Genomic DNA, 25,558 nt, shown 5'->3' with positions numbered 1-25,558 from the left:
ACAGCCCGCGGCCCTGCGGTCGATCGAAGCCAAAGGCCGATTGCGGGGCAGCCCTTAGGCGCTGTACCGAGCAGCCTCCCTGAACGCCGTCGGAGGCATCCCTCTCCACCGCTTGAAGGCCATAGTGAAGCTGGCCGGATCCGTATAGCCCAGCTTGCGGGATATTTCCGATACGGAGTGATCTGTATTCGAGAGCAGATCGCAGGCCAGTTCACTCAGAGTCTCGTCTCGCACCCGGCCGAAGTCTTTGCCCGTGAGTTCAAGCTTGCGTTGCAGGGTACGTGGGGAGACTTGCAGCGCCGCGGCCACATTTGCCAATGTGCGGTAGAGATTGGGCGCGGCCCTTATGGCTTTCGCGACAGTGTGAGGCCAGTCGCCAGTCGCCCTGAACGAGTCGACGATCTGGGTATCCGCTCTGACCCATGCCTCGTGCTGGAAGGCGTTACCGAAGGGGAGTTCCACCTTCGATGTAGCAGGACTCCACCGCAGCCGCAACGCCTCTGCGCCGCATTCGATTTCGCAGGAAATGTACGCCAAAACCTCGGGCGATATTTCCGCGATAGGCACTTCGACCTGAGTGAAAGGGAAGGTGTCTCCGTACAGCCATGCGAGTGATCGGGTGCTGGCAAATAGATCACGGTACACGCTGAACGGGATCAACTCGTCCGGGGCGTCAGGGTAGGCGTATTCAATTCCCACCACTGTCCCATCTGATACTCGGAGAGGCCTGATTTCGAGGAGCCCAGGGGCATTGTCGGTTGCGCTGGCAACTTCCACCCACGCCGCAACGGTCGGGGCGGTTGCCAGGGCCATTCCGCGAACGCCGTAGGTGCTCGTCGTGTAAGCACGCATTGCCCGCACCCAAAGATCGACGCGATCTCTTGTGAGAGCGACGAACTGAAGCTGGAATGCCAGCTCCTTCTTTGCAGGAATGGTGCTTCCCGGTCGATTCAGCGCGCCGGGGTCGATCTCTGCATTCGCGAGCGCGGTTCGCCAGTCGAGATCCGCTTCCTCGAGCAGCCGGCACAGCGTGTGCACACTGAAGTTCGGCACGCGCAAGTTCTGGTACGAGTTCAGCTTCATCGCTGGGCACTTTCGCCGCGGTGGGGAGCCGGCCGGCCAAGGGGGGCCGACGAAGCCGACACGGATGTCGTTTCACTGCATGGCATGTTCGCTGGAATGCCGGGGGGAACGGTCGGAGAATCCATCTCTCTCTCCTCTTCGTTGAGGCGATGGGGTGCCGCTCCGGAGGCGCCGCGGCGACAGGAGCACCGTCTGGCGTCGGAAGTAACGCCACAAGCCTTACATCTCACGCCACCAACCGGCAAGTAGTGACGCCTTGGCGCGTTTTCCTGCGTTGATGGCGTCCCTTGCCATGGTGGTCCGGTACTGGCGCTCTTAGCGTCATTCATCAACGGGGCAGAGAAGCCGACGCAGCGACACCACAGGAGATCAGTGAGCACTCCCACCGTTCGAAGTCGCCCCTAGCGGCAGGGTGGACATCGCCACTCGCGATCGCAGTAGTCGAATTCCTATTTACAGGAACCAATATGGGCCGGACGCCCTTTGGTATCCAGAGTCGCAACAGTATGGAGAAAATCCATGACGCAAAATGTCGCACCACGAGACTTCGTGGCCGATCACACCGTCGCACGTTCTCAGCGCCCCATGATTGGCGGCCCGAACAAGTTCAAGGTCGCGGTTTTCGGCGCGAACGTGACGACCGGCCAGGGCGGTCTCAACCTCGCCGAGAACACGATCAAGCTCGGCAACTGGGGCGAGATCCAGGGTCTCGCGCAGAAGGCCGACCGCTACGGTGTCGACGGGTTCATCCCCATCGCCCGCTGGCAGGGGCTCTCGGGCCCCGACCGCCCGTGGGGCCGGCAGTACGAGACGTTCACGTGGGCAGCAGGTCTGGCAGCAGCGACGCAGAACATGCAGATCTTCGCCACCTGCCTCGTTCCTTTCATCCACCCGGTGATGGCGGCGAAGATGATGGCCACCGTCGACCACATCAGCGGCGGCCGCATGGGCCTGAACGCCACAGCCGGCTACTTCAAGCCCGAGTACCACATGTTCGGCGTCGAGGTGCCCGAGCACGACAAGCGCTATGAGCTGGCCGACGAGTGGATGACCATCGTCGAGCGACTCTGGGCGGTCGAAGACGACTACCAGTTCGACTTCGACGGGGACTTCTTCCACCTTCAGGGTGCCCAGTCGTGGCCCAAGCCCGTTCAGACGCCCGGGCCGATGGTGATGAGCGCGGGATCCAGCCCTGCCGGCCAGCACTTCGCGTTCAAGCACGCCAACATCTTGTTCGCGGCGATCGGCAGCGTCGAGCACAGCCAGTCGGTGACACCCAAGCTGCGCGAGAACGCCGACGCGGCCGGGCGTGAGGACCTCGGCCTGTGGTCCGGTGTGCACATCATCTGCAAGGACACGGAGAAGGAAGCCAAGGAGTACCTCGAGTACATCGAGGAGAAGGGCGATTACGAGAGCGCCCTCCGCTACAAGCACATCATCCAGAACGGCGACGCCCGCGGGTGGAGCTGGGATCACTACAAGAAGTCCGAGGACCCGAAGCAGGACGAGACCATCAGGACGTTCTTCCGGGCCGGTCTCGTTCCGCTCGTCGGCACACCCGAGATGATCGTCGACGGGCTCCAGAAGCTGCACGACTCGGGCATCACGGGCATCTGCACCGGACTCGTCGACTACGACGAGGGGCTCGACCGGATGAACGAGCAGATCTTCCCGCTCATGCGCGACGCGGGTCTGCGCGCCTGACGTCCTACCATTCATGAGAATGAAGGCAGATGGCATTCCCTGACCCTCAACAGCTCAGGCTCGCCGTCACGGGACGAACCGAATCCGGCGATGCCGACTTCCTCGACGTGGCCCCTGTCGCCGAGTTCGACTTCTCTGGAGCGTCCGCAGGCTTCCCTGCGCACTCGCCCGGCGAGGCGTTCCAGCTCTCGGGCGGGATGTCGGCTTGGGGGCAGGCTATTTCGGATACGGGGTGGCTCACCCCGCCCGAGGTCGTCCATCACGCGAAGCACACGGCGTGCGCTGCAGACACCCCGATCTACTGCGGTGCCGACACCGGTTTCGGGGCGCCGATCAATGTGCAACTTACGGTGGCCGACTTCATCAAGGCTGGTATCGAAGGCATCCACATCAAGGACCAGTGCGCCCCGAAGAAGTCGGGTGGCGTCGTCGGCAGGCCCAGCGTGACTACGACAACAACGACCTCGTCGGAGAACACTACTGACGACGCGGCTTGTGAACTGATGTGGCCCCTGACCGCAGCGAGGAGGATCCCAGTGCGGCAGATGACTCGGCAGAGCCGTGCCCAGCACCTCGCCCCGAACCGACCGTTCGCGATCGAAAGCGTTCAGCCCCAAGACCAGGTTGTCACCGGCGTCGTCCAACACGGCGATGCCCGCGGTCGATTGCTGGGATTTCCCACCGCCAACCTCACCATGGAGGCCAGCACTCACCTGGACGGTGTCTGGTCCGCAGTAGTCGTCACCGAGGATGACGGCCGACACTGGCCCGCTGCGGTCTCCGTCGGCCGGAGGACCACCTTCTACGGCCGCCACGGCCAACGACTCCTCGAAGCCCATCTTCTCGACGTGGAGATCGATCTGTACGACCGGCAAATATCAGTTCATCTCGTGACCCGCCTCCGCCCCCAGCGACAGTTTCGTGACGTCGAGGATCTTGTGGAGCAGCTCTCGACAGATGTTGAGGACGTCCGCAAGTGGGCGACATCAACTTCACCCGAAGCTGGCGCGCGATGACCTCACGTCGACCGCCGCCTCGGTGGGCAATTCTGCGCGTTGTGGACGCTGTTGAGGCGCAGCGTCGCGCAGGGTGCGCACGAATCGACGTCGGTCTGCTCGCACGGCGAGTCGGACTCAGCCGCAGCATGACGTCCGCTTGCCTCTTCGCGGCAGATACACGGCGCTCCCCGTCGACGTCTCCGCATCATGCCGTCGGCCCGACGAAGTCGAGCTGACGACGCTTTCGGCCCGCTCGACTTTGGTGGACAAGTTGCAGTCGTTCCCGGAACAGGTCCAGGAAGGCGCCGCGACTACGCCATGAAACTGGTGCCCCGCGGCGCGATGCCGATGGGCTGGCCAACGGATGTTCCTTCAGCTCTGGCCCACCCAGAGCGTTGCAATATTCCCATCTCGATCACATTGACGTGATCAAGCAAGCGACGGGGCGGACAGTGGGGTCCGTGCATGTGCCCCGCGAAAGGAGGAGGACTCATGACCCAGTCCAAGGTGCGCACGTCCAGCGACGACCCGATGATCGTCCGAAACGCGTTCGCGCAGTTCCCGTCCGGCGTGGCGGTGCTGGCGGTCGACATCGGCGGCGAGAGGCACGCGCTCGTCGCGTCGTCTTTTATGGTGGGCGCGTCGCTCGAACCGTGCCTCGTCGCGGTCGCTGTGCAGAAGTCTTCTGAAACATGGGGCCTGATCAAGGCTGCCAACTCGCTCGGCGTATCCATATTCGGCAAAGGCCAAGGCGATCTGCTGCGCAAGCTGGCAAGCAAGGACCGCGCTGCTCGCTTCGAGCAGGTCGCGATCGAAGTCGGCGACGAAGGCGCCATCTTCATCGAAGACGCAGCGCTGTGGCTCGAGTGCTCGATCCATGAGGTTTCCGAGGCAGGCGACCACTGGATGGCCCTACTCGAGGTGAAACAGCTCGGCGTCGGCCAGAACGAGCCGCTCGTTTGGCACGGCGCGAAGTTCCGGGAGCTCATCGACACGTAGTCGATCGACGCCAAGTAGGCGCGACGCACGGGCCGTCACAGCCTCGCCCCGTCAGCTCGTCCGGTAGGGCGGAGGTTTAGGGAGGCGGTGACGAGTTTGACCGGAGGCTGCATCCGTTTTACGCTCGACTTCATACGGAGACAGGTTCCGTTTTGTTGTGATCGCGGCAACGCAAGCAATGGGAGGGCGCATGAGCGCCGAGGGACGGCAGAGGCGCAAGCCTCGTACAGGCGTCCAGTGCAACCGTGCAGCCCCTCCAAGCGGCACAGCAGCACTCCCCGAGGGAAAGGCTCGGCGCCTCCGCGGAAGCGGTGGCCAAGGAGGCGGGCGCCCGGCCCGCCGGGCGGACATCGCGCGGCTCGGGGACGCCTTAGGTCCTGCGACAGCAGCTCCAGGCTATGGAGGAGCACTTCAGCGCCTTAAGTGGACTGCCGGAACCCCTCATGGTCGCGGCCAGAGAGCGAGAGCCGGACAACCCGCTCACGCTCCCGTGCGACGACCTCATCGTCACCACCGAAAAGCACGTGGGCCGCTCAACTTGCGGGCCATGCACGGCAGTCAGTAAAGGGCACACGCTCTCCCTCGCGACGATCCCCACCGCCCGGATCAGTGACACCCGAGCCCCCGGCGAGGAATCATTCGGCCGCCTGCGTGGACTCACCAAGAGCGGAAACCGCGAACAGGACAACGCGGAGTAGGCCACCGGCCGCCTTCTTCACAGACGTCCGTCGGTGCCCTAAAGAGCGCCCGGAGACCCTCCCCGCGGAGCCGTCCATGACAATCCACCTCTCCCCGGGACTGGCACAACTCTGAAAGGGATAAATAGTGAAAATTGGCATTATTGGAGCCGGGCCGATCGGGACGACGTTGACGCGCAGGTTCAGCGCCGGCGGACACGACGTCGCGGTCGCCAACTCGCGGGGACCCGAGACCATCGAGGCCGCGGCACTGGAATTCGGGGCGCATGCGGTGACCGCGGCCGACGCCGTTCAGGGCAAGGACGTCATCGTTCTGTCCATCCCGTTCGGGCGGATCCCGGCGGTGGCCCCGCTGTTCGCCTCCGTACCCGACCAGACCGTGGTCATCGACACCTCCAACTACTTTCCCCGCCGGGACGGCGCCATCGAAGCGGTGGACAACGGACAAGTGGAGAGCCTGTGGGTCACCGAGCAGTTGGGGCGGCCCGTGGTCAAGGCGTGGAACGCTGTACTGTCTCAAACGCTCGAGGTCATGGACGCTCCGGCGGGCACCCCGGACCGCATCGCGCTGCCGGTCGCGGCAGACTCCGAGGAGGCGCGGCGTGTGGGCATGCGCCTGGTGGACGAATCCGGCTTCGACCCCTTCGACGCCGGCACTCTGGCCGACTCCTGGCGCCAGCAGCCGATGACGCCTGCCTACTGCACCGAACTGGGTCTTAAGGACCTGGAGAAGGCCCTCAACGCGGCCGACCGGGACGCGGCCCCGCGCGTCCGGGACCGCATGCTGGAGCGCGTCCTCGAGTTCACCTCCACGCCCACGCGGGAGCAGCTCCTCGAACTGAACCGCTCCGCCCACCGCTGAGCACACGGGCCGCGGCCCCATAACAGGGCCGCGGCCCGCGCCACATCTTCGCTGCCCCTCATTGCCTTCGCCGTAGCTCCACAACAGGGTTACCGGCCTTCGGAGTTGGCATGACTAGGCGGTCGTGTAGATCAGTCGGTCGTTGGTCCGGGTGTGTCGCCGACTGACGCGCAGTGGACGCGGATCGAGCCGTTACTTCCGGACCGGACGCCGATGGCCGATGGCCGATGGCCGATGGCCGATGGCGAGACCATCGCGAGGTGATCGACGCGATCGCCTTCAAGTTCCAGACCGGCACGCAGTGGGTTCACCTGCCGGAGCGGTACGGCTAGCGGCGAGACGTCTACAACCGGCTGCGGATGTGGGCCATCGACGGCACGTGGGAACGGGTCTTCACCGCGCTGATGGCCCAGGCCGATGCCGACGAGAACCTCAACTGGGCCGTCTCCGTGGACTCCACCATCGTGCGCCCTGTGCTTGCCGAGAATGTCATCCGCCCTGGTCGGAGGCCTGTATCGGGACCGGCGGTCGTCGGCCTCGCCGCTCGGGTAGGCGCTCTCGCGTAGTCGGTGGGCCACACGTCATGATGATCGACCGTGCTGCTGCGACTGACCTACCTGACCGTGACCAACGCGTTCGCGCTGCTGCGTCTCCTGCCGATGAGCGACCGGGAAAGGATGCGGAGATCCTGGCTCTCCGTCATCAGATCACGGTGTTCGAACGCCAACTCGACGGTGCCCGACTACGGTTCACTCCGAGCGATCGGGCGCTCCTGGCTGCGCTGCTGCACCGGATGCCGTTGCCCACCCTGCGGCGTCTGCGACTGCTCGTACGTCCTGACACGGTGATGCGCTGGCATCGCGACCTCGCAAGACACCGGCATGCCGCCCTATCACGGCCCAAGCGACCCGGTCGGCCTGTACCGTGCGCTCCATCCGGATTCTGGTACTGCGCCTGGCGAGAGAGAATCCGAAGTGGGGCTACAGACGTCTACACGGCGAACTGCTCATGCTGGGAGTGAAGGTGGCCGCCTCGACCGTCTGGAAGATCCTCAAGGAGTCCGGCGTCGATCCGGCGCCCGGCCGGAGCTCCCGCACGCGGGTCGGCCTCCTGCACTCCCAAGCCGACGCACTCCTGGCCTGCCACTTCTTTGAGACGGTCACCCTGTCCGGCGCGCGGATATACGTACTCGCGGTAATCGAACAACGCAGCCGCCGCATCCGGATCCTGGGCGCCACCGCACACCCGACCACCGCAGGACAGGCCGCCCGTGAGACAGCGGAACAGCTGCGCGAGCAGATCAGCCGCTTGTCCGAGCAGCCCGCCGCAGCCGAACAGACCATAATCCGCCAGGTCACCCAAGAGACCCTGCCACGACGACACCGCGCTCATGCGACGCATTGCTTGGCACACTATTTTTGACCGCAGAGTCCCCCACAATTGTCCCGCTACGGCGCTCCAGAGCCGGATACGGCACTCACGCCCTGGGAGTGACCCGTCTACCGGCAGATATCAAGGGGCTTTACCGCTTCTTGGTGCAGGCCGCCCACGGCGACCAGGATGCCTGCGTGCCCACTGCCTGCAGAAACCGACCCGGAGAGATCACGAGCAGTCCCCCGTTCCCCTGTCGCATGGGGAGCGCGACTCCGTACTCCCACCCCGGAAGGGGGTCGGGAGCCGACAAGGGTCCTTATGCCTCTTGATGCACAGAGCATCCGAATCGATGGGGTGACCGCGGGGGCCCACCGGTTGACGGCGGGGCACAGGGACGCGGTACTGCGCTGTAGGTGTACCGGATCGAGTGATGGACGAATCGGGCACCATTGACACGTCTGCGAGTTGGGAGCACGAGGGCTCCCAGAGGGCTCCCACTTGCTCCCAGCCCGGAAATGGTTAAGGCCGCCCCCGCTACCTGCGGAAACGGCCTTCGACCTGCGAAAACGCTGGTCGGGACGACAGGATCTGAACCTGCGACCCCTTGACCCCCAGCGGCGCGGCAATTCTCCCTTTATGCTCTACTTTAAGACTCTCGCGGATCTGCCGCGCCGTCAAGGTCTGTACGACGCCGTACGCGGAAGCGGTCAAGTGGCACATGGAGCAACTTCGACGCGGTGCATCGCGACTCACCGAACAACACAACTACTCAGGTTTCGAAACCTATGAGACCGTACCAGCCCCGTAGGAACGCCTGACACCTAACCAGGGCGGACGTAATATTCGGCACCCACAGGTTCCGGTGCGGGTTCAGCCGGTGCGGCCGTACTGGGAACGCAGCCTGCTGACGAGACCACTTATCTCAGTAGGGGAAAACACTGTGACGTCCTCGTCCGTGGCGTTTCCGACAGCGACCTGCCACCGGCCTCGCTCGTCCCGGGCAACTTGAATGGGTGGTTGCACCAGCCACGTTGAGTCGATGCCGCGCCGTACGACCACGCCTATGAGTGCCGGATGCGTCGGCCCGGGGCCGAGCGGGGAACCGGGGGTCATCACGAGATCGGCTAGCGCCTCGATCGCGTCGTCGCCCCGCACGCCTTCTGTGATGGAACCGGAGTGCCCGCCACCCTGATCTATCAAGGTCACAGCCAAGTACGTGCAGTCCTCGTGGCGCTTCCACGGGGGAATCTTCCAGGAGAAGGTCATGGGCGCATCCTCCCCTGCACGCACGGTCTTGAAGTGGTCTTGGACGACCTCTGACGGCGCGGCGATGTGTTTCAGCCACGCCCCGATGGACGCCTGCTGCCCGGACCCGCGTGGCGTTAGCATCTGCGGACTGAAAACTCGGGGGAGGCCAGGACAGATGCCGTGGTCATTACTGAACAAGCCTTGGCTGCATTCGGTGGTGCAGCTCGTTCAGCTCTTCGTGGCACCCAATCGAGACGATGTCTATGAGCAGTGCGTTTGGGCCGCGCTGGATGAGCCTCCACGGGCACGCAAGCTGGGAAAGAGGCCGGGAACCTCGCGACGCGACGTCTTTGACGAGATGCACCGCTCCATGTACAGAAATGCGGCATACACCCAGGCTGATGGCCCGGAACGGGCCGCCTACGACAAAGCCGTCGTCGACCTGGAGCGGGCACGGGCCAAACAGCAGGCGGCCGCAGACGAGCCTGAGTGGAACTGGAAAGTCGTCTGCGTGCTCCTGTCCGCAGCTGGCCTGACCGTGCTCATCACCGGCGGCCTCATGGCCCTGCTGGTAGCCCTCTTCAGCACCGCACTGCTGATCTTCATCCTGTTCTGGCGCGGCACCGCCGTCTGGTTCAACCTCCGGTACTGCCTGCTCGCCGCCGTCCTGAGCATCTCGTGCGCTGCTGCACGCGCCGAGCTCAGCTATCGCGCCGTGGTGTGGGGCGTGGTCCTCTTCGACAAGGGCATCGTCCCCGTAATGGACGGCATGATCCGTCACCTCATGGGCGAAGACCCCGACTCCCTCTTCGTCCCGCAGGGGACGTCGAAGGGCCTGCGCGCACCACGCGCACCGGGCTTCGTCGTCCAGACCGAAGCCATGGAGCAGTTGCACCGCAAGCTCAACCACTTGGACGAGGGCACCATCGCGGTCTGTGGCCCTCGTGGAGTAGGAAAGTCCACCCTGCTGGAAAACGCCACAGAGCAAGCAGCCTTCGGCGTCCTGATACAGGCGCCGGCCACCTACGCCCCCCACGACTTCCTGATGTCGCTCTCGGTGCGCCTGTGCCAGGACTACATGCAGCATGAGGGCTACCCCGCACCAGAATTCGCGCGCCTTTCCCCCTTCCACCGGATGCTGAGAAGTACGCGCCGCCGAATCAGGGCGCTGGGCCGCTGGTCGTCATTCGCACTGCCAGCAACCGCCCTGCTCGTCCTGGGAATCTCCTCGGCCGCCCGCTCTCTGTACACCCGGTACGAAGCCTCCACATCCGACTACGCCCACACCTGGGCGGCCGCCGTCCAAAACTGGATCCACGAGGTATGGAGCGGGCACGCCGTCGTCACCAGCGTCACGATCAGCATCCTCGCTATCGCCTGGTGGCGCTCCCGCCACGATCCCTGGCTCCCCCAAGCACTGGGGCGGCTATGGACCAGGCTCGGAGCCAACGTGGGCATCCTCATCGCTATCGGCAGCCTGGCCAGTGCCTTCTTCGACCCCCAGCTACGCCAGCTCGCACACGACGTGCACTTCGACACCGTCTTCTCGACCGCGCTGCTGGCCGCCGGATGGTTCTACGCCTTCACGGCAAGCCTCTCGGAGCGAGTACAGAAGGCGCATCTGGATCTCGGAAGATGGACGCTGTACGCCAGCGACGTCTGCAAGCTTCTCGCCACCTTCCTGGGCGCCTACCTCCTCTACTTCCTCATCCGCACACCCTCGACCTACGCGCTCCTCGCGGATGAGCAAAACCCTCTGCGGCTCGCTGGCCTGGTGACAGGCACCTTGCTCGCCCGCGCCGCCGGATGGCGGCCCACCCCCGCAGAACCCCATCTCGTCACCCGCTGCCGCAACCACCTCTACCGGCTGCAGACCATCCAGACGACGACCAACACGCTCTCCAACAGCAGCGCCCAGGTCATGACGCTGGGCGGCTCTCACGCCACATCCATCTCGACCATGCCGCCGAACTTCCCCGCGCTGGTCCAAGAATTCCGCAGCCTCCTGACCAGCATCGCCGACACGCTGGCCGCCAGCAGGCATCGCGTCCTCATCGCCATCGACGAAGTCGACCGCCTCAGCTCCGACGCACAGGCGCTGGCCTTCCTCGCCGAGATCAAAGCCATCCTTGGCGTCCGCCACGTCTACTACCTGATCTCCGTGGCCGAAGACGTCGGCGCTGCGTTCGTTCGCCGCGGCCTGCCCCACCGGGACGTCACGGACAGCTCACTCGACGACATCATCCACGTCGAGGCATGCACCCTCAAAGAAGCCAATGCCATCCTAGAAAAACGGTCAGAGCACCACACACCCCACACCGCGCTCCTGACCCACAGCCTCTCCGGTGGCCTCCTGCGCGACATGTTGCGCTACGGCCTGCAGATCGAAGAGATACAAGCCAAAACCGAGACCCACGAACTCGCCCACCTCGCCCGTCAACTCATCCTCGAAGAACTCTCCGAAACACTGGCAGGATTCCGCACCCTGCTGAGCAAGCAGCAATGGACACAAGACTCCAGCGGAATCTTGAGCGACTTCCGCACGCTCTGCGGACACCTCAAGTCCTCACAGTGCGCCTGCTCCGACGGGACGCTGATCCACGCCCTCGAACACTTCGCCCACCACCCCGTCGGCAGCCAGCCGACTCACGGAGACATCACCGACACCGCCCGCCAGCTCATCGACGAAGCCTCAGCCTACAGCTACTTCTCCCTCACCCTGCTGGAAATATTCACCGCCCCAGGACTCGACCGACGCAGCGAACACGCCCGCGCGCAAAGTGCCTACGGTGCTCACGAGCGACTAGCAGAAGCCCGCCTCGAACTGGTCATCTCCCCGTACAGCGCACGCACCCTCATCACCCACATACGCAAGGCATGGGCGCTCAACGACAGCCCTAGCATCGACGTCCTCAGCCCCATCCTGCGCAGGATGTCCTGCCCCCTGCATAGGTCACGACCTGACCCATTCGGCCTGCGGAACAGCTAATACTCCAGCCGTAGATCGTGATCTTCATGTCTGATTCGCGGCTTGTCGGTGGTAATGGCTGGCCTGGGCTCGGGCCCGGTGGCGGCGGCGCCAGGCGGACCAGCGGAGCCGGTGGGCTGCATCGTGCACGGGCCGGACGATCAGCGTCGTGAACAGTCGCTGGATCTCGTTGCAGGTGAGCGGGATCAGCTCGTCCGGGGCGGGATGGCGGGCGTGTTCGTCGGCGCGGACGACGGCGAGGAAGGCGTGAGCGAGCATGGCGAGGGTGACCCAGCGGGACCAGGAGGTATAGCGGCGAACCTGGTGCTCGTCGAGTGCGGCCAGGCCCTTTCCGGATTGGAAGAACTCCTCCACCCGCCATCTTGATCCAGCGACTCTGACCAGCACGGCCAACGGCACGGACGCGGGCGAGTAGCAGCGGTAGTAGGCGAGTTCACCGGTGCTGCGGTTACGGCGGATCAGCAGCTGACGACTCCCGGGGCGGGGGTCGGCGAGGTCGATGACTGCCCAGTTGTAGAAGCGGTGCCCCTTGGCCCCGGCCCCTGCCGATAGCTTCTGCCAGGCCCGCTTGGGCACCTTCTTGGACAAGATGTCCGCACGGAACTTCCCCGCACCGGTGGTGACTTCGTGCGAGCAGGCCACCGCGAGGACGTAGCCGGTGCCGCGTTCCTCCAGTGCGGTTCGCAGCTTCGGGTTGCCGCCGTAGACCTCGTCCCCCGCCACCCAGGCAGCCTGATGGCCGGCGTCCAGGAACCGGGCGACCATACGAGTGGCCAGCTCCGGCTTGGTCGCGAAGACGGTGTCCTCGTCCAGGCCCGCAGCTCGGCAGCGGTCGGGGTCCAAGGTCCAGGAGCGCGGAACGTAGAGTTCCCGGTCCACGGCGGCGTGGCCGCGCTGACCTGCGTAGACCAGATAGACAGCGACTTGGGAGTTCTCAATCCTGCCGGCGGTGCCGGTGTACTGGCGCTGCACCCCGACCGTGCTGGTGCCCTTCTTCACGTCCCCGGTCTCGTCGACCACCAGTACCGCCCGGTCGTCGTGCAGATGCTCCACCACGTACTCCCGTACGTCATCGCGTACCGCATCGGCATCCCACTTGGCCCGGCCCAACAGGTGCTGCATACCGTCCGGAGTGGTCTCGCCGGCCCACTCCGCGATTGTCCAGCAGTTCTTGCGTGGCAGGTCGTCCAATAGACCGAGCACCAACCGCGCCGCCCTGCGCCGGGGTTCGACCCGCGCGAAGCGCCCCGCGATCCGGCCCATCAGACCCTCGAACGCGTCCCGCCAACGGGCGGGTTCTATGCTGTGACCTGCGGCCACCGTCTCTTCGTCAGTCCACACAACTCACGATGATCAACGGTGGCCGCAGCCGTCTTATCGTCGGCCCTGACCAGCCAACATTACGATCTGTGCCTGGAGTAGGCGGCGGTCGAAGGGGCGACGCAGGCGCGCCGTCCCGTATCAGGAGGACATATGCGACGTGGCGAAGTCTGGTGGGCAGATTTCAACGAGCAGCGGGCAGTCGTACTGCTGTCGGGAGAAGAGACGTCCGGTTTCTTGGCGATGCAGGTCGTCGCTCCGGCGGGCACCGATCTCAGCGGCGTGGCCGTTGAGGTGGCAGTAGGTGCCCCCGAAGGACTGCCTCTCGAAGGCGTCCTGAGAGTCGCACTTCCACGTCCCGACTTCATCCCTTGCACTTGGCTGGTCACCCTGGCCAGGGAAGACCTGATCGGGCAGGCGGGCGTCCTGCCGTCCGCGAAGCTCAGCGAGATCGAGGATGCCCTTCGTCTCGGTGGACTCAAGTAGGCAGAGAGGGATGGACGCCGCCGATGGCGCGGCCGGTCTCGTCGAGATGGTCAATGGTGGCCGCGCCATATCAGCGGCGCCCCCACTCACAAGATCACGATCTACGGCTGGAGTACTAATAGGACTCCGTTAGGTCTTCCGGTTCGGGCTGTTCCTGGGCATGTTGGATGTGTGGATGCACACAAAGTGAACCGTGTACGGGCCAGGTTGGCGTTATATGTGGCTGATGTGTTCGCCTCGGTGCCGCGCAAGGACCAGCGGGCCAAGGGTGACTGCTATCTGCGGGGGCTGATGCTGGACGGCCGCCGTAAGTCGATCCAGGCCATGGCCGATCGGCTGCCGGACGGCAACGAGCAGAACCTTCAGCAGTTCGTGAACCAGTCCGCCGGGGATCCTGTACCGGCTCAGCGTCGGATCTGCGAACGTGTGCTGCCGCTCATCGCCCCGAGGGCCTGGGTGATCGACGACGTGTCGGTGCCCAAGGACGGACGAATGTCGGTCGCTGTGGCCCCGCAGTACTGCGGGGCGCTGGGCAAGCGCGCCAACTGCCAGGTGGCGGTCAGTGTCCACGCCGCGACCGACACCGCCTCCTGCCCGCTGCAGTGGCGGCTGTTCCTGCCTCGGGAATGGGAAGCGGAGGGCGGCCGCAGGACTGCCACGCGCGTCCCGCCCGAGGCCGGGCACCGCGAGAAGTGGCGGCTGGCTTTGGACATGCTCGACACGCTGGCCGACTGGGGAATGCGGCCGCCGGTCGTCGTGGCCGACGCCGCCTACGGCACCAATGCACACCTGCGGGCCGCCCTGGCGGATCGCGGCATCGACTACGTGCTGGCCGTCCGCGGTGGTGTGACCGCCTACCCGTTCGACACAGTGCCCGAGGCGCCGGACCGCAACGGGCCGGTCGGCTGCTGGCCCCAGCCTCGCTATCGACAGCCCGCACTGTCGGCGGCGACCCTGGCCGCCGGTCTTGAGCCGCAGGCGTTCACCACCGTTTCCTGGCGGCAGGGCACACGCGGGGCGTTACGGTCCCGCTTCGCCGCCATGCGCGTCCGCCCCGCCGGCAAGGCCGTCGAGCGTCCGATCAAGGCCCCTGCTTCGTCCGAGCAGGGCTGGTGGGACGGGGCCCTGCCCGACTGCTGGCTGCTGGTCGAGTGGCCAGAAGAGGCCGAGGCTCCCACCGGAATACTGGCTGCCCAGCCTGCCAGCCGACACCCCGATCACCGACCTTGGGCGATCGAAAAGATCCAGGTCAACTACCGTACGGCAATAAAGACACCCTTCAGGGGAATAAAGCCGAGCAACTCTGAGGCGGAGCCGATCACGGGGTGGCCGAATTCAAGGAGCCCCATCATCCGTGACCGGGACAGCAAGTTCACCGCCGCGTTCGACGCCGTCTTCGCCGGCAACGGCACAGCCGTCATCCCGACCCCGCCACAAAGCCCCCGGTCAAACGCGTTTGTCGAACGATGGATACGCACAGCCCGCGCCGAATGCACCGACCGACTCCTCATCACCGGCGAACGACACCTGCACACCGTCCTCACCACGTATGCCAAGCACTACAACACCGGACGAGCCCATCGCAGCCTGGACCTTCGTGCCCCCGACGACGACCCGAACATCATCCCCCTACCTGCTGGCACGGTCAGGCGTCGGCAGGTGCCCGGTGGACTGCTCAACGAGTACCACACCACGCCGCTCCGACTGCCTCACCATCGACAGAGAACGCCCAGCTCAGCAGCCTGATCGGAATAATGACACCCTTCAGGGGTCTGGGCGAAGACGTGCTGTACGTCGCGGAGTGCTTGGAGGGCGGTGGCGGCAGACTCCTGGGCTCGGGCTGAGCTGTGCAGGAACTGCCACGTCTCCAACAGCTCAGCGTCGTTGTAGACGAACTGGGCGACGGCCCCTCCGGTACCCACGACGGCGTCGGCTGCGGTGAGGACGGAGGGCGACCCTTCGAGTTCGACCGCGACGTAGGCGTCCTGGAGTGCGCGCAGTGCTTCGCGGAGTGGGTCGGGGTTGGCGCGGCTGACCGAGTAGCCGGGCCAACTGCCGCTTCAAGCACACCCCGCTTCGAAGTTCCAGGGACAGCCCGGTTATCGAAGCAGCCGCTCTCCGGGCGGCCCAGGCTCATCCTCGTGCGGAAGGCCGGGAGGCGATGTCCCCAGCAAGTCACCACCTGCGCAGAACCGTCACCGCCCCTCGCCGGAGCCCGACTCCAAGCGCGTTGTGCACGGATACCCCTCGAACTGCTGCCCGCGCACCAGTTGTTCTACCCAAACGTCGGAATCCGACCGAAACAGAAAGGATCTGAGACGCCATCGGCCACTTTCAGTCAAGGAAACACCTCTGTCCCTTCAGTATCAGATACTGCTTTGGCTCACGGTGGCCGCAGGCGTGCGTCCGCCCGTGAGGGGGTTGAAACGATGTCGGGAGTGCGATGCAGCTGACCCATGCCAACGTGATCAATTTCCGCGCCCTGGACAAGGCGGACGTGCGGATCGATCATCAAACCACGCTCGTCGTGGGACGCAACAACAGCGGCAAGACATCGTTCGTCAACCTCTTCGAGAAGTTCTTCGGCGACGACGACACACGCTTCGTGCTGGAGGACTTCTCCACCTGCCGGATCCCCGACATCGAGCAGGCACTTCAGATCTTCGGTGAAGCACAGAGGCATGCGGCCGAAGGCGATCAGGAGACGCGGGAAGGCCTGCTGGCCAAGGCATACGAGCTCGTGCCGTCCATCCGGCTGGGACTCACGATCGAGTACGCCGAGGACGACGACCTCGCTCCGCTCACGGACGTGATCCTGGACCTCGACGACTCCTGTTTCACGGTCAAGATCGACGCGGCGCTGGAGGCAGCACGGCCGCACGACCTGCTCAAGGACTTCTGGACGGCGAGTCAGAGGCCGAAATTCGAGCCCATCAAGTGGCTGCGCAAGAACTTCACGGACTACTTCGTCCCCGTCTTCCGAGCAGTGAGCCCGCTCGACGAGAAGGTGACAAAGGAGATCAAGCGCAGTGCCGCGCAGGCGATCGTCTCGGTCAAGTTCGTCTACGCGCAGACCAAGGTCGACGACACCCCAGGAGACAAAGCCCGCACGCTGTCCAAGACGTTCGAGACCTACTACAAGGTCAAGAGCGGGCCTCAGGGGCGTCATCAGAGCATCGAGCAGATCGAGGATGCCCTGGCCGCAGCGTCACTCGAGCTCGACACCAGCTACAAATCGCTGTTCGACCCGGTCTTCGAAGACCTCCGTAGCTTCGGGGTTGGGACGATCACACCCGTCGAGAAGCCCCGCATTGTGTCTTTCATGGAGGGCTCGGGCATCCTCAGGGGCAGCACACGGCTCCAGTATCCGTCTGGAGACGGCGACTACCACCTTCCCGAGGGTCACAATGGGCTCGGCTACAGCAAGCTGATCTTCACGATTCTGCAGGTCATCAGCTTTCACCAGGCGTACGAGCGTGCTGCACCGAAGCCAGCGCTCCAGGTGTTGTTCATCGAGGAGCCCGAGGCCCACCTGCATCCCCAGATGCAGGAGGTCTTCATCAAGAACATTCAGGACTTCATCAAGCGCAAGGCCCCGTGGAAGGTGCAGGTGGTCATCACCACGCACTCTTCGCACATCGTCGCCAGCGGCGGGTTTCACTCAGTGCGGTACTTCGACCGCTCCGAGCCAGACGGCAAGGTCAAGGACCTCTCCACCTTCCAGGCGAAGGTCAAGGCCACTCCTGACGGTGACGAGACGCTGCGGTTCCTGCGCCAGTACATGGTCCTGCACCGTTGCGACATGTTCTTCGCCGACAAGGTGATCCTCATCGAGGGCACCGCGGAGCGACTGCTGCTGCCGGAGATGGTCCGTCGGTGCGCCAAAGGCCTCCTGCACCAGTACGTGTCGGTCATCGAAGTCGGTGACGCCTACGCGGTCCGATTCCGTGAACTGCTCGACTTCCTCAACGTGAAGACCTTGGTCATCACCGATATCGACTCCGTCAGCCCCATAGATCAGAAGGCCTGCCCGCCGAGCGCCGCGCAGGCGGTCACCTCGAACTCCACGCTGAAGAACTGGCTTCCGGGTCATTCCAGCATCGCGAAGCTCCTCGACGTCGGCGCGGACACGAAGGAGCACGGTCACGTGCGCGTGGCCTACCAGGTTCCGGAGAAGCAGGCAGGCGTCTGTGCACGCAGCTTCGAGGACGCCTTCATCATCGCCAACGCCGCAGTCCTCGCCCGAGACCTGCGGCACCTGGAGCTGAAGAGAGCCTTCGTTCAGGAAGTCGGGGCCGACCCCGCCCCTGAAGACATCGAAGGTAACGCGTTCGCCATCGCCAAACGGCTCTCCAAGCACAAGACCGACTTCGCGTTCGACGTCATGCTCCTGGAGGACTGGGCTGTTCCCCGCTACATCGCCGAAGGACTCCAGTGGCTCGCCTGAACACCCTCGAAGCCGTGGTCGAAGAGCTGGACGCCCGGCGCAGCTTCCTCGTGGAAGCAGGAGCAGGCGCCGGCAAGACGACCGATCTTGTCCACGCCCTTCAGTACCTCCTTAACCGCCGGCGTTCGGAACTTGAGGCGCATGGCCGGAAGATCGCCTGCATCACATACACGAACGTCGCCAAGAAGAAAATCCTCGAACGCATCTCGTCGGACCCTCTCGTCGCCGTCGGCACCATCCACGAGTTCCTCTGGAGCGTCATCCAGGCCTACCCGCGCGAGCTTTGGCGGCAGATCCTCGACTACAACGAGACCCTGTCAAAGCCCGAAGACCTCACTGCGGTAGCCGCTCCCTCGGTGATCGAGTACTCTGACCGCGGGCGGAAGCTGAGCGAGGGTCGCATATCCCACGATGATGTCATCGCTCTGTCCCTGTGGCTCGCCGCTAGCCACCCCAAACTCATACGCATCATCACCAGCAGATATCCGGTCATCTTCGTCGATGAGTACCAGGACACCTCGCCGAAGACGATCGACCTGCTGCTGAACCACCTGGCAGGAGCAGGCAAGGACCCCTGTGTGATCGGCCTTTTCGGCGACTCCATGCAGAAGATCTACCGATCCGGCGTCGGTGCAGTCCGGCACGACAAGCTCACGCCCATCACCAAAATCGAGAACTACCGGTGTTCGCGCCCTGTAGTCGACGTTCTCAACAAGATGCGGCCCGAACTCTGCCAGCAGGCCTCCGGGAAGCAGCAGGAGGGCGAGGTACACCTCTTCCTCAGCACCGACGTGCCGCCCGGCCCGCGACGGCTGGATGCCGCTAAAGCCACCCTCGCGAGCAGGGGCTGGTCACTTGAGAACTCGAAGTACCTCTTGCTGACCCATCGTGGCATCGCGGGCACACTCGAATACGCCAACCTGCTGGAGCAGTACCGGCAGCTCGGCAGCCACGGCCCCGATGACCTCATGGCACGCAACGAGCCCTACATCCAGTACCTGACGCAGATCGAAGCCCTGTGCGCGGCGTACCAGGCCCGGGACTTCGTGGAACTGACAGACCTGCTGGGCCAGGGAAGGAGACGCATCACCCGACACACCCACAAGAGGATCATCAGCGAAGCAATTCGTGAACTCGACATGGTGCGCGCGACCGGGACCGTGGGCGATGTTCTGGACCTCATGGCCGACAGCCCCCTCCTGGCCGTGCCCGGAAGGGTGAAAGACCGCGAGCGCCGCAGAACCGCAGTCGACCTTGACGAGCGACACAGGCGGCAAGCAGATTTCTCCAACAACATCCGTGGCGTCCCCTACCGGGAAGTCATCAGCGTCACCCAATTCATAGATGAACTCACGCCCTTTTCAACCCAACATGGCGTCAAAGGAGACGAGTTCGAGAATGTCGTCGTAGTGATCGACGACTCCGTCTGGACCATGTACAACATCGGCAAGATGCTTGCCGGCACCGACAAACCTGAGCGTACCGAGCGCTCACGCAACCTCTTCTACGTCTGCTGCTCACGAGCCCGCCGAGGCCTGGCCGTGGTCTTCGTAGACGACCTCCCAGATGGAGCGGCGGCAACAGCTCGCGACTGGTTCGCTTCGGGCACCGTCCATCCGTGAAGCGTGACTCGAGCACCAGCCGACGTGACGGATAGCCCCGCTTCTGCACACCCGAAGCCTCAACGCGGCGTTGGTCGGGTGCCGCCGACACCAGAACACCTCCAGCGCGACTCAGGGCGATCCCTGACAACCGCAGACTCACGGACGCGCCGCGAGCCGAGGGAATTCACAATCCCTGGACCGCGCATCCGAAACTATGGAGAGGCAGACTTATCTGGTCTTTCCTGACCGATTTGATTGACGAGCTCCCCCGGTTCGACATCGAGTCCTGCCGCGATGTCCAGGAGCGTAAGAACGCTGGGGCTACGCTGCCCGTGCTCGATATAGATGAGACCGCGGAAGCTCAGCCCGCTGCGTTCTGCGAGTTCCTCCAGGCTGTATTCCCGCTCCTCTCTGAGGCGGCAAATTTGCATACCCAGAGACAGGAGCCGTGGGTCCGGTGACGGTTCACGTACTGGCACACGGTGACTCGACCGTCACACCTTTGCGTGCACCATGAACAGCTGTGCATAACTACGCGCTGTAGCGGAGAGTATCGCCTCGGCGGGCAGCAGGTAGGTCACCACCGCACGTCGGAAAGCCAGCACGAAGGGCTGCCGACGGTCCAGCACGCAGCTCAGTTTCGTGGGCAGGACACATGAGGAAACCAATCGAGCCGTTCGACCGCTGGCACAAGAGATATCCAAAACCAGAACGCGGTGACACTGCGCTTGCCGAAAATATCATCCGCCCTGGTGAGAGGTGGTGTGCGCGGTGTACGGGAGGTCGACCGGCGGAGTCGCCCGAGCGGGTGCTCTCGCGAGGCTGGCGCTCGCGGCGGCAAGATGATCGACTGTGCTGCTGCGACTGGCTTACTGGGGCGTGACGAATGCGTTCGCCATGCTGCGCCTGTTACCGATGGGCGATCGGGACAAGGTCGAGATACTCCCCTTGCGCCATCAGGTCGTGGTGCTGGAGCGCCAACTCGGCAAGGATCGGGGGCGGTTCACGCCGAGCGACCGGGCATTTCTGGCGGCGCTGCTGCACCGGCTTCCCGTGAACGTGCTCCGCGGGGTGCGGCTGCTGGTGCGTCCGGACACGGTGCTGCGCTGGCATCGCGACCTTCTCGCCCGCCGCCATGCTGCCGCCTCGCGGCCCAGGCGCTCGGGACGGCCGCGCACCGTGCGCTCGATCCGCATTCTGGTGCTGCGGCTGGCGAGGGAGAACCCAAGCTGGGGGTACCGACGCCTGCACGGCGAGCTGCTCGTGCTGGGGGTGAAGGTGGGCGCATCCACCGTCTGGGAGATCCTGCAGGAGGCCGGCATCGACCCGGCGCCCGAGCGGAACTCCAGTACCTGGGCCAGCTTCCTTCGCCGCCAGGCTGACGTTGTACGTGCCAGAAACCTCATCCGTGCTGGTCACGACAGGCGAGCGCTGCGGTGGGTCCGCCGGTCAACCGTGACCGTAGAGGCCCCCCGTTGCCGGCCTAGCCTCCCCACACCAGCATTGTGGAGTGCTGCTGCGACTGCTCTACATGACCTTGACGAGCATGCTCACCCTGATACGGCTCCTACCGAAGAGTGACCGCGACAAGGAGTCAGAGATTCTGGCGCTGCGCCACCAACTCGCCGTGCTGCAGCGACAGACCGATAAACCAAAGTTCACCTGGCCAGACCGCGCCCTGCTGGCCGCTCTCCTGCATCGCCTCCCCCGGGCACGTCTTCGCCAACTACCGCTGATCGTCACACCTGACATGGTGCTGCGATGGCACCGTGAGCTACTGCGACACCGTCACGCGAAGGCATCCTGCCCCAAACGGCCCGGACGGCCCGCACCGTACGTTCCATCCGCGCCCTGGTGTTGCGGCTCGCGCAGGAGAATTCCAGCTGGGGCTACCGGCGCATCCACGGCAAACTCGCCTCCCTCGGCATCAAGGTCGCCGCCAGCACCGTATGGAACATCCTCAAGGAGCACGGGATCGACCCCGCACCCGAACGAGACCACACCACGTGGGCGACGTTCTTTCGCTCCCAGGCCCGGGCCATCCTCGCCGTAGACTTCTTCGAGACCAAGACCCTGGCACGGGCCAGGCTGTACGTCCTCGCGGTGATCGAGCACGCCACCCGCCGCGTGCGAGTCCTCGGCGCGACCGCACATCCCACCGCCGACTGAGGTCACCCAGCTCGCCCGAAACATGGCCATGGACCTCCAAAACACAGGCATCAGAGCAAAGTTCCTGATCCGGGACCGAGACATGCGCTATCCGCACCCTTCGACACCGTCCTGCAAGCCGAGGGCATCAAGGTCATTCAGACCGGTGTCCAGATGCCGCGCATGAACGCGATCATGGAGCGTTGGGTCCGGTCATGCCGGACCGAGCTCCTCGACCGCACCCTCATCTGGAACCAGACCCACCTCCTCCGCGCACTGCGCGAGTACGAGGCGTTCTACAACGAGCAGAGACCCCACCGCACTCTCGCAAGCGCCGCACCGCTCCACCCACTGCCCGAACCTGTCACCACCCCGACCAGCTCGCCGATCTCCATGTCCATCGGCATGATCGCCTCGGCGGCATCCTGCACGAGTACCGACATGCTGCCTGACCAGTACGGACGTATTTCTTGGCACCTACAGGGTCTTCCGGGACGCTTGGGCCGGGAGGCAGCCGCGTGGCGGCGTGCGACCAAGCTGCGGTGCCAGCGAAGTACCGTATCCGGGTGCACCAGCAGTTGTATGCTGCCGAGCACGTTCCGTGGCAGCCGGTGCAGCAGCGCCGCCAGGAACGCCCGGTCGATTGGAGTAAACCGCACCCCTCTCCTTGCCGAGTTGCCGCTCCAGCACCATCAGCTGGTGGCGCAGAGCAAGGATCTCCGCGTCCTTGTCGCGGTCGCTCATCGGGAGCAGGCGCAACATGGCAAACGCGTGGGTCACAGCCAGGTAGCCCAGTCGCAGTAGCACGGTCGACCATCATCCCGCGACGATCGACAGCCGCGCGAGGGCACGGGGGCGAGCGCCTTCCAACGAGACTCCTACACCCTCGCACACCGCCTCCCACCAGGGCGGACGGGTTTTCGGCAGGCGCAGGGCTCATAGCGGACCGGTCCGGTCAACTGGCGGCGCAGGACCGCGTTCTCGTGCCGCAGCACCAGCAGTTCCGCGTCCTTCGCCGTCCCGCGACGCACGAGCACCGACGGAACAGTGAGCAGCTTCCGGGGCACCTTGTACAGCAAGCACACGATCACGGAAGGCATCATCCCAGCGGCCCGACCACACCCCGCTCACCTGCAGCGATGAATTTTCGAGCGGCACACTGTGGCCAGGTCGGGCCGCTCGTTCCCTGCGATGGTGCCGGACTGCGCCTTCTCCACGAACAGCTTCACGAGGCGGCGGCCGTGCGCGCGTCCAGCGGCGCACGATGCGCTCGGCTACCTGGAGGGATAGCGGGCGACGGCTTCCCTGCCCACCATGCCTACCGCTACGGTGTCGCCCTTGACTGGCGTCCAGCGCGGCACTCGCCACCCGGACACTTCGTCACTCGCCGGCGAGTGCTTTCTCCAGCGCTGTGACGATCTCCCGGTCGTAGTCCTCCCGCACCAGCACAAGATCCTTCCGACCCATGTCGGTCTTCGACATGCGGATGCCCGGGGTATCGCCGGCATCCCGCAGCCGCTCAGCGCGTCGATGCCGCATTAGCTCCCACGTCATCGGAGTCGAATATCACGGCGGTATCAACGTCTACGTCCACAACATCATGCACCGCGGGCGCTTCGACAGCGCCGCACACATCGTCAACGTCAACGACGACCGGACGGGAGGAAAGCCCGGGCTGATCCGTGAACCATTCGCCCACCAGGTCCACGACGTCGTGCAGAGCCGCCCGCGGAAAGTACTCAACCCCCCGGGTGGACAGCCATCCTTCCGTGTCGAGTCCGTCCAGGACGAACCTCTCCAGCGCTCTCGCCATACCGACGGGCAACCCTGTGATTCGTAGATGCTGCGCGGTCAGTCCGTCCTCGGCGTGCTGCCGGAGCCTGTTATAGCCGCTCCCGGAGCTGATGCCGGGCTTCACTGTGTTCTCGCCGGTCGCAGTGTCCAATCCGCTCACGACGTAGTACACGTCCTGGGGTGGGACAGCACCGCCGTACATCCCCGGGGGACATTGGGGGCACCCACGCTTCATCTTGTTCGGGATCAGGCCGAACTCGTGCCCGGCGAAACAGACCGCCCGGTGGGGGCGTGACGCTGCTATCCACTGCGACTCGAGCACGGTGATGCCGAGGTCCTTGGCTCTCTCGGAGAGCTCCTCGAACTTGGCCAGCTTGTTGCAGGTGCCGCAGAAGTCTGGGCGGATGGCCTGACGCCCATCCCAGCTGTCCACGTAGAACGAGTGCGAGTGGCCGCGACGGCACCTGACGTCGACGGCGTTGCGGTACTCCTTCACGACGGTGGATCGAGTCTCACGGACGACCGCCTCGACTTTGGCGAACCCTTCCGCGTACTCAGCAGCTTTCCGACAGTCTGGGCACAGGGTGTCGACGGGCTCATCCCGCCAGGTCCTCGCGTCGGCCCCGGTCGTCTTGAAGTCGTGTCCCTTCGAGCACTTCGCCGCGAACACAACATGGCCGTCCCCGGACTCGTCTTGCTCGTCCGTGGCGGTCAGTTCTATACCCTCGGTCTTAGCCACCGACTTCAGAACGGCCAAACACTCCGCAACCCAGCCGACGTTGCGGCACTTCTTACACCACGGCTTATTCGGGCCCATCCCGAAGGGTCTGGGGGTGGACAAGACGTCCCACGCACGGACTGCAAATTCGTGACCGACACTGCATGTGACATCCGTCCAGCCGACCAGGCCGCGCTCCTCATCTAACGTCCACGCCTGCCGCCGGCATGCCTGACGAAACAGGTCCATCAGTGCGTTGATGTGGACAGCGGCTTCCGTGCTCACGTCCGAGGGCTCCGGCTGGTTGCTCGTCATGCGGGCTTCTCTCTCGTTGTCGGCCATCACCCGCTCCAGGTAGCGGTCGGTTCCCGAACACCGGCAATGGACCGTCTTCCGCTGCGGGTTTCTGCTACGAGGTGCGCTGACGCGGGTACAGGGTCGGTGGCTTGTCGGTCGGGTTGGCAAGCATCCGGCGGACGATTTCCGGGTGCCAGCGGTCTCCGCGCTTCGGCCGGATGCCTTCGGCCTCTAGCACCGCGGCGATTTCACGGAAGGACAGCTCGTCCTCGTCGCGGAGCTGGCGGGCGCGGGCGCGGCCGGCCTGCTCCATCTCCTCCTCGGTCAGCTCCTTCTGGTGGGCCCGCCATCCGTACGGCGGGCACCGTAGGCGTATCCGCCCTGTTCGGCCTTCTCGCGCCGTCCGTGACGGAGTCGGGCGGCGATCACCGACCGCTCCAACTGGGCAAAGACGCCCATCATCTGGCGCATGGCGGTGCGCATCGGGTCGTCCGGGTGGACTCCCCCGGAGTCTGCGATGAATGCGCGTCCGCCGTGCTTCCAGATCTGGGCCAGGATGGCTTCCTGGACGACAAGGGTGCGGGCGAACCTGTCGAGGTTCGGCGCGATGATGCCGTCCGCGGTACCTTCCTCGATCTCGGTCAGCGCGTCGGCAAGCCCGGGGCGTTCGGCTCTCTCCAGCGTTCCGGAGCGTCCTTCATCGCGGTAGATGGTGCGGCCAAGCCGGTGGCCAGCCTCGCGGCACCACCGGCGCACGTGCTTCTCCTGAACGTCGAATCCCCGTACCCG

At 64.7% G+C, this 25,558-nt stretch carries 17 protein-coding genes and 6 pseudogenes; 14 read left to right on the top strand and 9 right to left on the bottom strand.

Annotated elements, in window-relative coordinates:
- Positions 1-54: 54 nt before the first annotated feature.
- Positions 55-1,083, bottom strand: a complete 1,029-nt coding sequence (locus ACMTAK_RS41165) for a helix-turn-helix domain-containing protein (RefSeq protein ID WP_413810853.1) — start codon at positions 1,081-1,083, stop codon at positions 55-57.
- A gap of 519 nt (positions 1,084-1,602) precedes the next feature.
- Between ACMTAK_RS41165 and ACMTAK_RS41160 the strand changes: the two genes are divergently transcribed.
- The 6 genes and pseudogenes from ACMTAK_RS41160 to ACMTAK_RS41135 all read left to right on the top strand — a co-directional run.
- Complete coding sequence (locus ACMTAK_RS41160; RefSeq protein WP_413810852.1) at positions 1,603-2,787, top strand: LLM class flavin-dependent oxidoreductase; 1,185 nt, start codon at positions 1,603-1,605, stop codon at positions 2,785-2,787.
- Between the two features lie 29 nt (positions 2,788-2,816).
- A complete protein-coding gene (locus tag ACMTAK_RS41155; RefSeq protein WP_413810851.1) occupies positions 2,817-3,803 on the top strand; it encodes a riboflavin kinase in 987 nt (328 codons plus the stop codon).
- Positions 3,804-4,277: 474 nt separating this feature from the next.
- Entirely contained in the window at positions 4,278-4,784 is a 507-nt protein-coding gene (locus ACMTAK_RS41150) for a flavin reductase family protein (protein ID WP_413810850.1), read from the top strand.
- Positions 4,785-5,609: 825 nt separating this feature from the next.
- On the top strand, positions 5,610-6,344 hold the full coding sequence (locus tag ACMTAK_RS41145) for an NADPH-dependent F420 reductase (RefSeq protein WP_413810849.1): 735 nt from the start codon (positions 5,610-5,612) through the stop codon (positions 6,342-6,344).
- Positions 6,345-6,703: 359 nt separating this feature from the next.
- Positions 6,704-6,910, top strand: a complete 207-nt coding sequence (locus ACMTAK_RS41140; RefSeq protein ID WP_413810848.1) for a hypothetical protein — start codon at positions 6,704-6,706, stop codon at positions 6,908-6,910.
- Positions 6,911-6,940: 30 nt separating this feature from the next.
- A pseudogene (locus ACMTAK_RS41135) lies at positions 6,941-7,640 on the top strand (helix-turn-helix domain-containing protein); the annotation flags it as partial.
- 948 nt (positions 7,641-8,588) lie between these two features.
- Here ACMTAK_RS41135 and ACMTAK_RS41130 read toward each other — a convergent pair.
- Positions 8,589-8,984, bottom strand: coding sequence for a hypothetical protein (locus ACMTAK_RS41130; protein ID WP_413810847.1), 396 nt, complete (start codon positions 8,982-8,984; stop codon positions 8,589-8,591).
- 157 nt (positions 8,985-9,141) lie between these two features.
- On the opposite strand from ACMTAK_RS41130, the gene ACMTAK_RS41125 reads away from it, so the two are divergent.
- On the top strand, positions 9,142-11,955 hold the full coding sequence (locus ACMTAK_RS41125; protein WP_413810846.1) for a P-loop NTPase fold protein: 2,814 nt from the start codon (positions 9,142-9,144) through the stop codon (positions 11,953-11,955).
- A 24-nt stretch (positions 11,956-11,979) separates the two neighbouring features.
- On the opposite strand, the gene ACMTAK_RS41120 is transcribed toward ACMTAK_RS41125, so the two are convergent.
- Positions 11,980-13,218: an IS701 family transposase gene (locus ACMTAK_RS41120; RefSeq protein WP_413813156.1), complete on the bottom strand. Its 1,239-nt coding sequence runs from the start codon at positions 13,216-13,218 to the stop codon at positions 11,980-11,982.
- Positions 13,219-13,428: 210 nt separating this feature from the next.
- Between ACMTAK_RS41120 and ACMTAK_RS41115 the strand changes: the two genes are divergently transcribed.
- The 5 genes and pseudogenes from ACMTAK_RS41115 to ACMTAK_RS41095 all read left to right on the top strand — a co-directional run bounded on the left by ACMTAK_RS41115 (position 13,429) and on the right by ACMTAK_RS41095 (position 19,830).
- Positions 13,429-13,761 (top strand): type II toxin-antitoxin system PemK/MazF family toxin, encoded by a 333-nt coding sequence (locus ACMTAK_RS41115; protein ID WP_405614621.1) that lies wholly within the window; start codon positions 13,429-13,431, stop codon positions 13,759-13,761.
- A gap of 171 nt (positions 13,762-13,932) precedes the next feature.
- A pseudogene (locus tag ACMTAK_RS41110) lies at positions 13,933-15,010 on the top strand (IS701 family transposase); the annotation flags it as partial.
- The gene (locus tag ACMTAK_RS41105) at positions 14,947-15,507 is read left to right on the top strand and encodes an integrase core domain-containing protein (RefSeq protein ID WP_461773847.1); all 561 of its coding nucleotides are present in this window, start codon (positions 14,947-14,949) and stop codon (positions 15,505-15,507) included. The pseudogene ACMTAK_RS41110 and the gene ACMTAK_RS41105, both read left to right, overlap by 64 nt.
- A gap of 697 nt (positions 15,508-16,204) precedes the next feature.
- A complete protein-coding gene (locus ACMTAK_RS41100) occupies positions 16,205-18,208 on the top strand; it encodes an AAA family ATPase (protein ID WP_413810845.1) in 2,004 nt (667 codons plus the stop codon).
- Between the two features lie 14 nt (positions 18,209-18,222).
- Positions 18,223-19,830: a UvrD-helicase domain-containing protein gene (locus ACMTAK_RS41095; RefSeq protein WP_413810844.1), complete on the top strand. Its 1,608-nt coding sequence runs from the start codon at positions 18,223-18,225 to the stop codon at positions 19,828-19,830.
- A 194-nt stretch (positions 19,831-20,024) separates the two neighbouring features.
- Here the strand turns inward: ACMTAK_RS41095 and ACMTAK_RS41090 are convergent, their stop codons facing one another.
- Positions 20,025-20,243, bottom strand: coding sequence for a helix-turn-helix domain-containing protein (locus ACMTAK_RS41090; RefSeq protein WP_413813154.1), 219 nt, complete (start codon positions 20,241-20,243; stop codon positions 20,025-20,027).
- 421 nt (positions 20,244-20,664) lie between these two features.
- Here ACMTAK_RS41090 and ACMTAK_RS41085 point away from each other — a divergent pair.
- Positions 20,665-21,216, top strand: a pseudogene (locus tag ACMTAK_RS41085) (helix-turn-helix domain-containing protein); the annotation flags it as partial.
- Between the two features lie 274 nt (positions 21,217-21,490).
- Positions 21,491-22,412: pseudogene (locus ACMTAK_RS41080) on the top strand (integrase core domain-containing protein).
- 9 nt (positions 22,413-22,421) lie between these two features.
- Here ACMTAK_RS41080 and ACMTAK_RS41075 read toward each other — a convergent pair.
- The 5 genes and pseudogenes from ACMTAK_RS41075 to ACMTAK_RS41055 form a co-directional block, all read right to left on the bottom strand.
- Positions 22,422-22,767, bottom strand: a pseudogene (locus tag ACMTAK_RS41075) (integrase); the annotation flags it as partial.
- A gap of 71 nt (positions 22,768-22,838) precedes the next feature.
- Complete coding sequence (locus ACMTAK_RS41070) at positions 22,839-23,051, bottom strand: hypothetical protein (protein ID WP_413810843.1); 213 nt, start codon at positions 23,049-23,051, stop codon at positions 22,839-22,841.
- Between the two features lie 428 nt (positions 23,052-23,479).
- Complete coding sequence (locus ACMTAK_RS41065) at positions 23,480-24,814, bottom strand: hypothetical protein (RefSeq protein WP_413810842.1); 1,335 nt, start codon at positions 24,812-24,814, stop codon at positions 23,480-23,482.
- Positions 24,815-24,881: 67 nt separating this feature from the next.
- The gene (locus ACMTAK_RS41060) at positions 24,882-25,082 is read right to left on the bottom strand and encodes a recombinase family protein (protein WP_413810841.1); all 201 of its coding nucleotides are present in this window, start codon (positions 25,080-25,082) and stop codon (positions 24,882-24,884) included.
- Between the two features lie 11 nt (positions 25,083-25,093).
- Positions 25,094-25,534, bottom strand: a pseudogene (locus ACMTAK_RS41055) (recombinase family protein); the annotation flags it as partial.
- Positions 25,535-25,558 lie beyond the last annotated feature (24 nt).

The organism is Streptomyces lacaronensis (assembly GCF_047337785.1).
GTDB lineage: Bacteria > Actinomycetota > Actinomycetes > Streptomycetales > Streptomycetaceae > Streptomyces > Streptomyces lycopersici.
The sequence above is the reverse complement of the archived record's forward strand: the minus strand, read 5'-3'. Positions and strand labels throughout refer to the sequence as shown.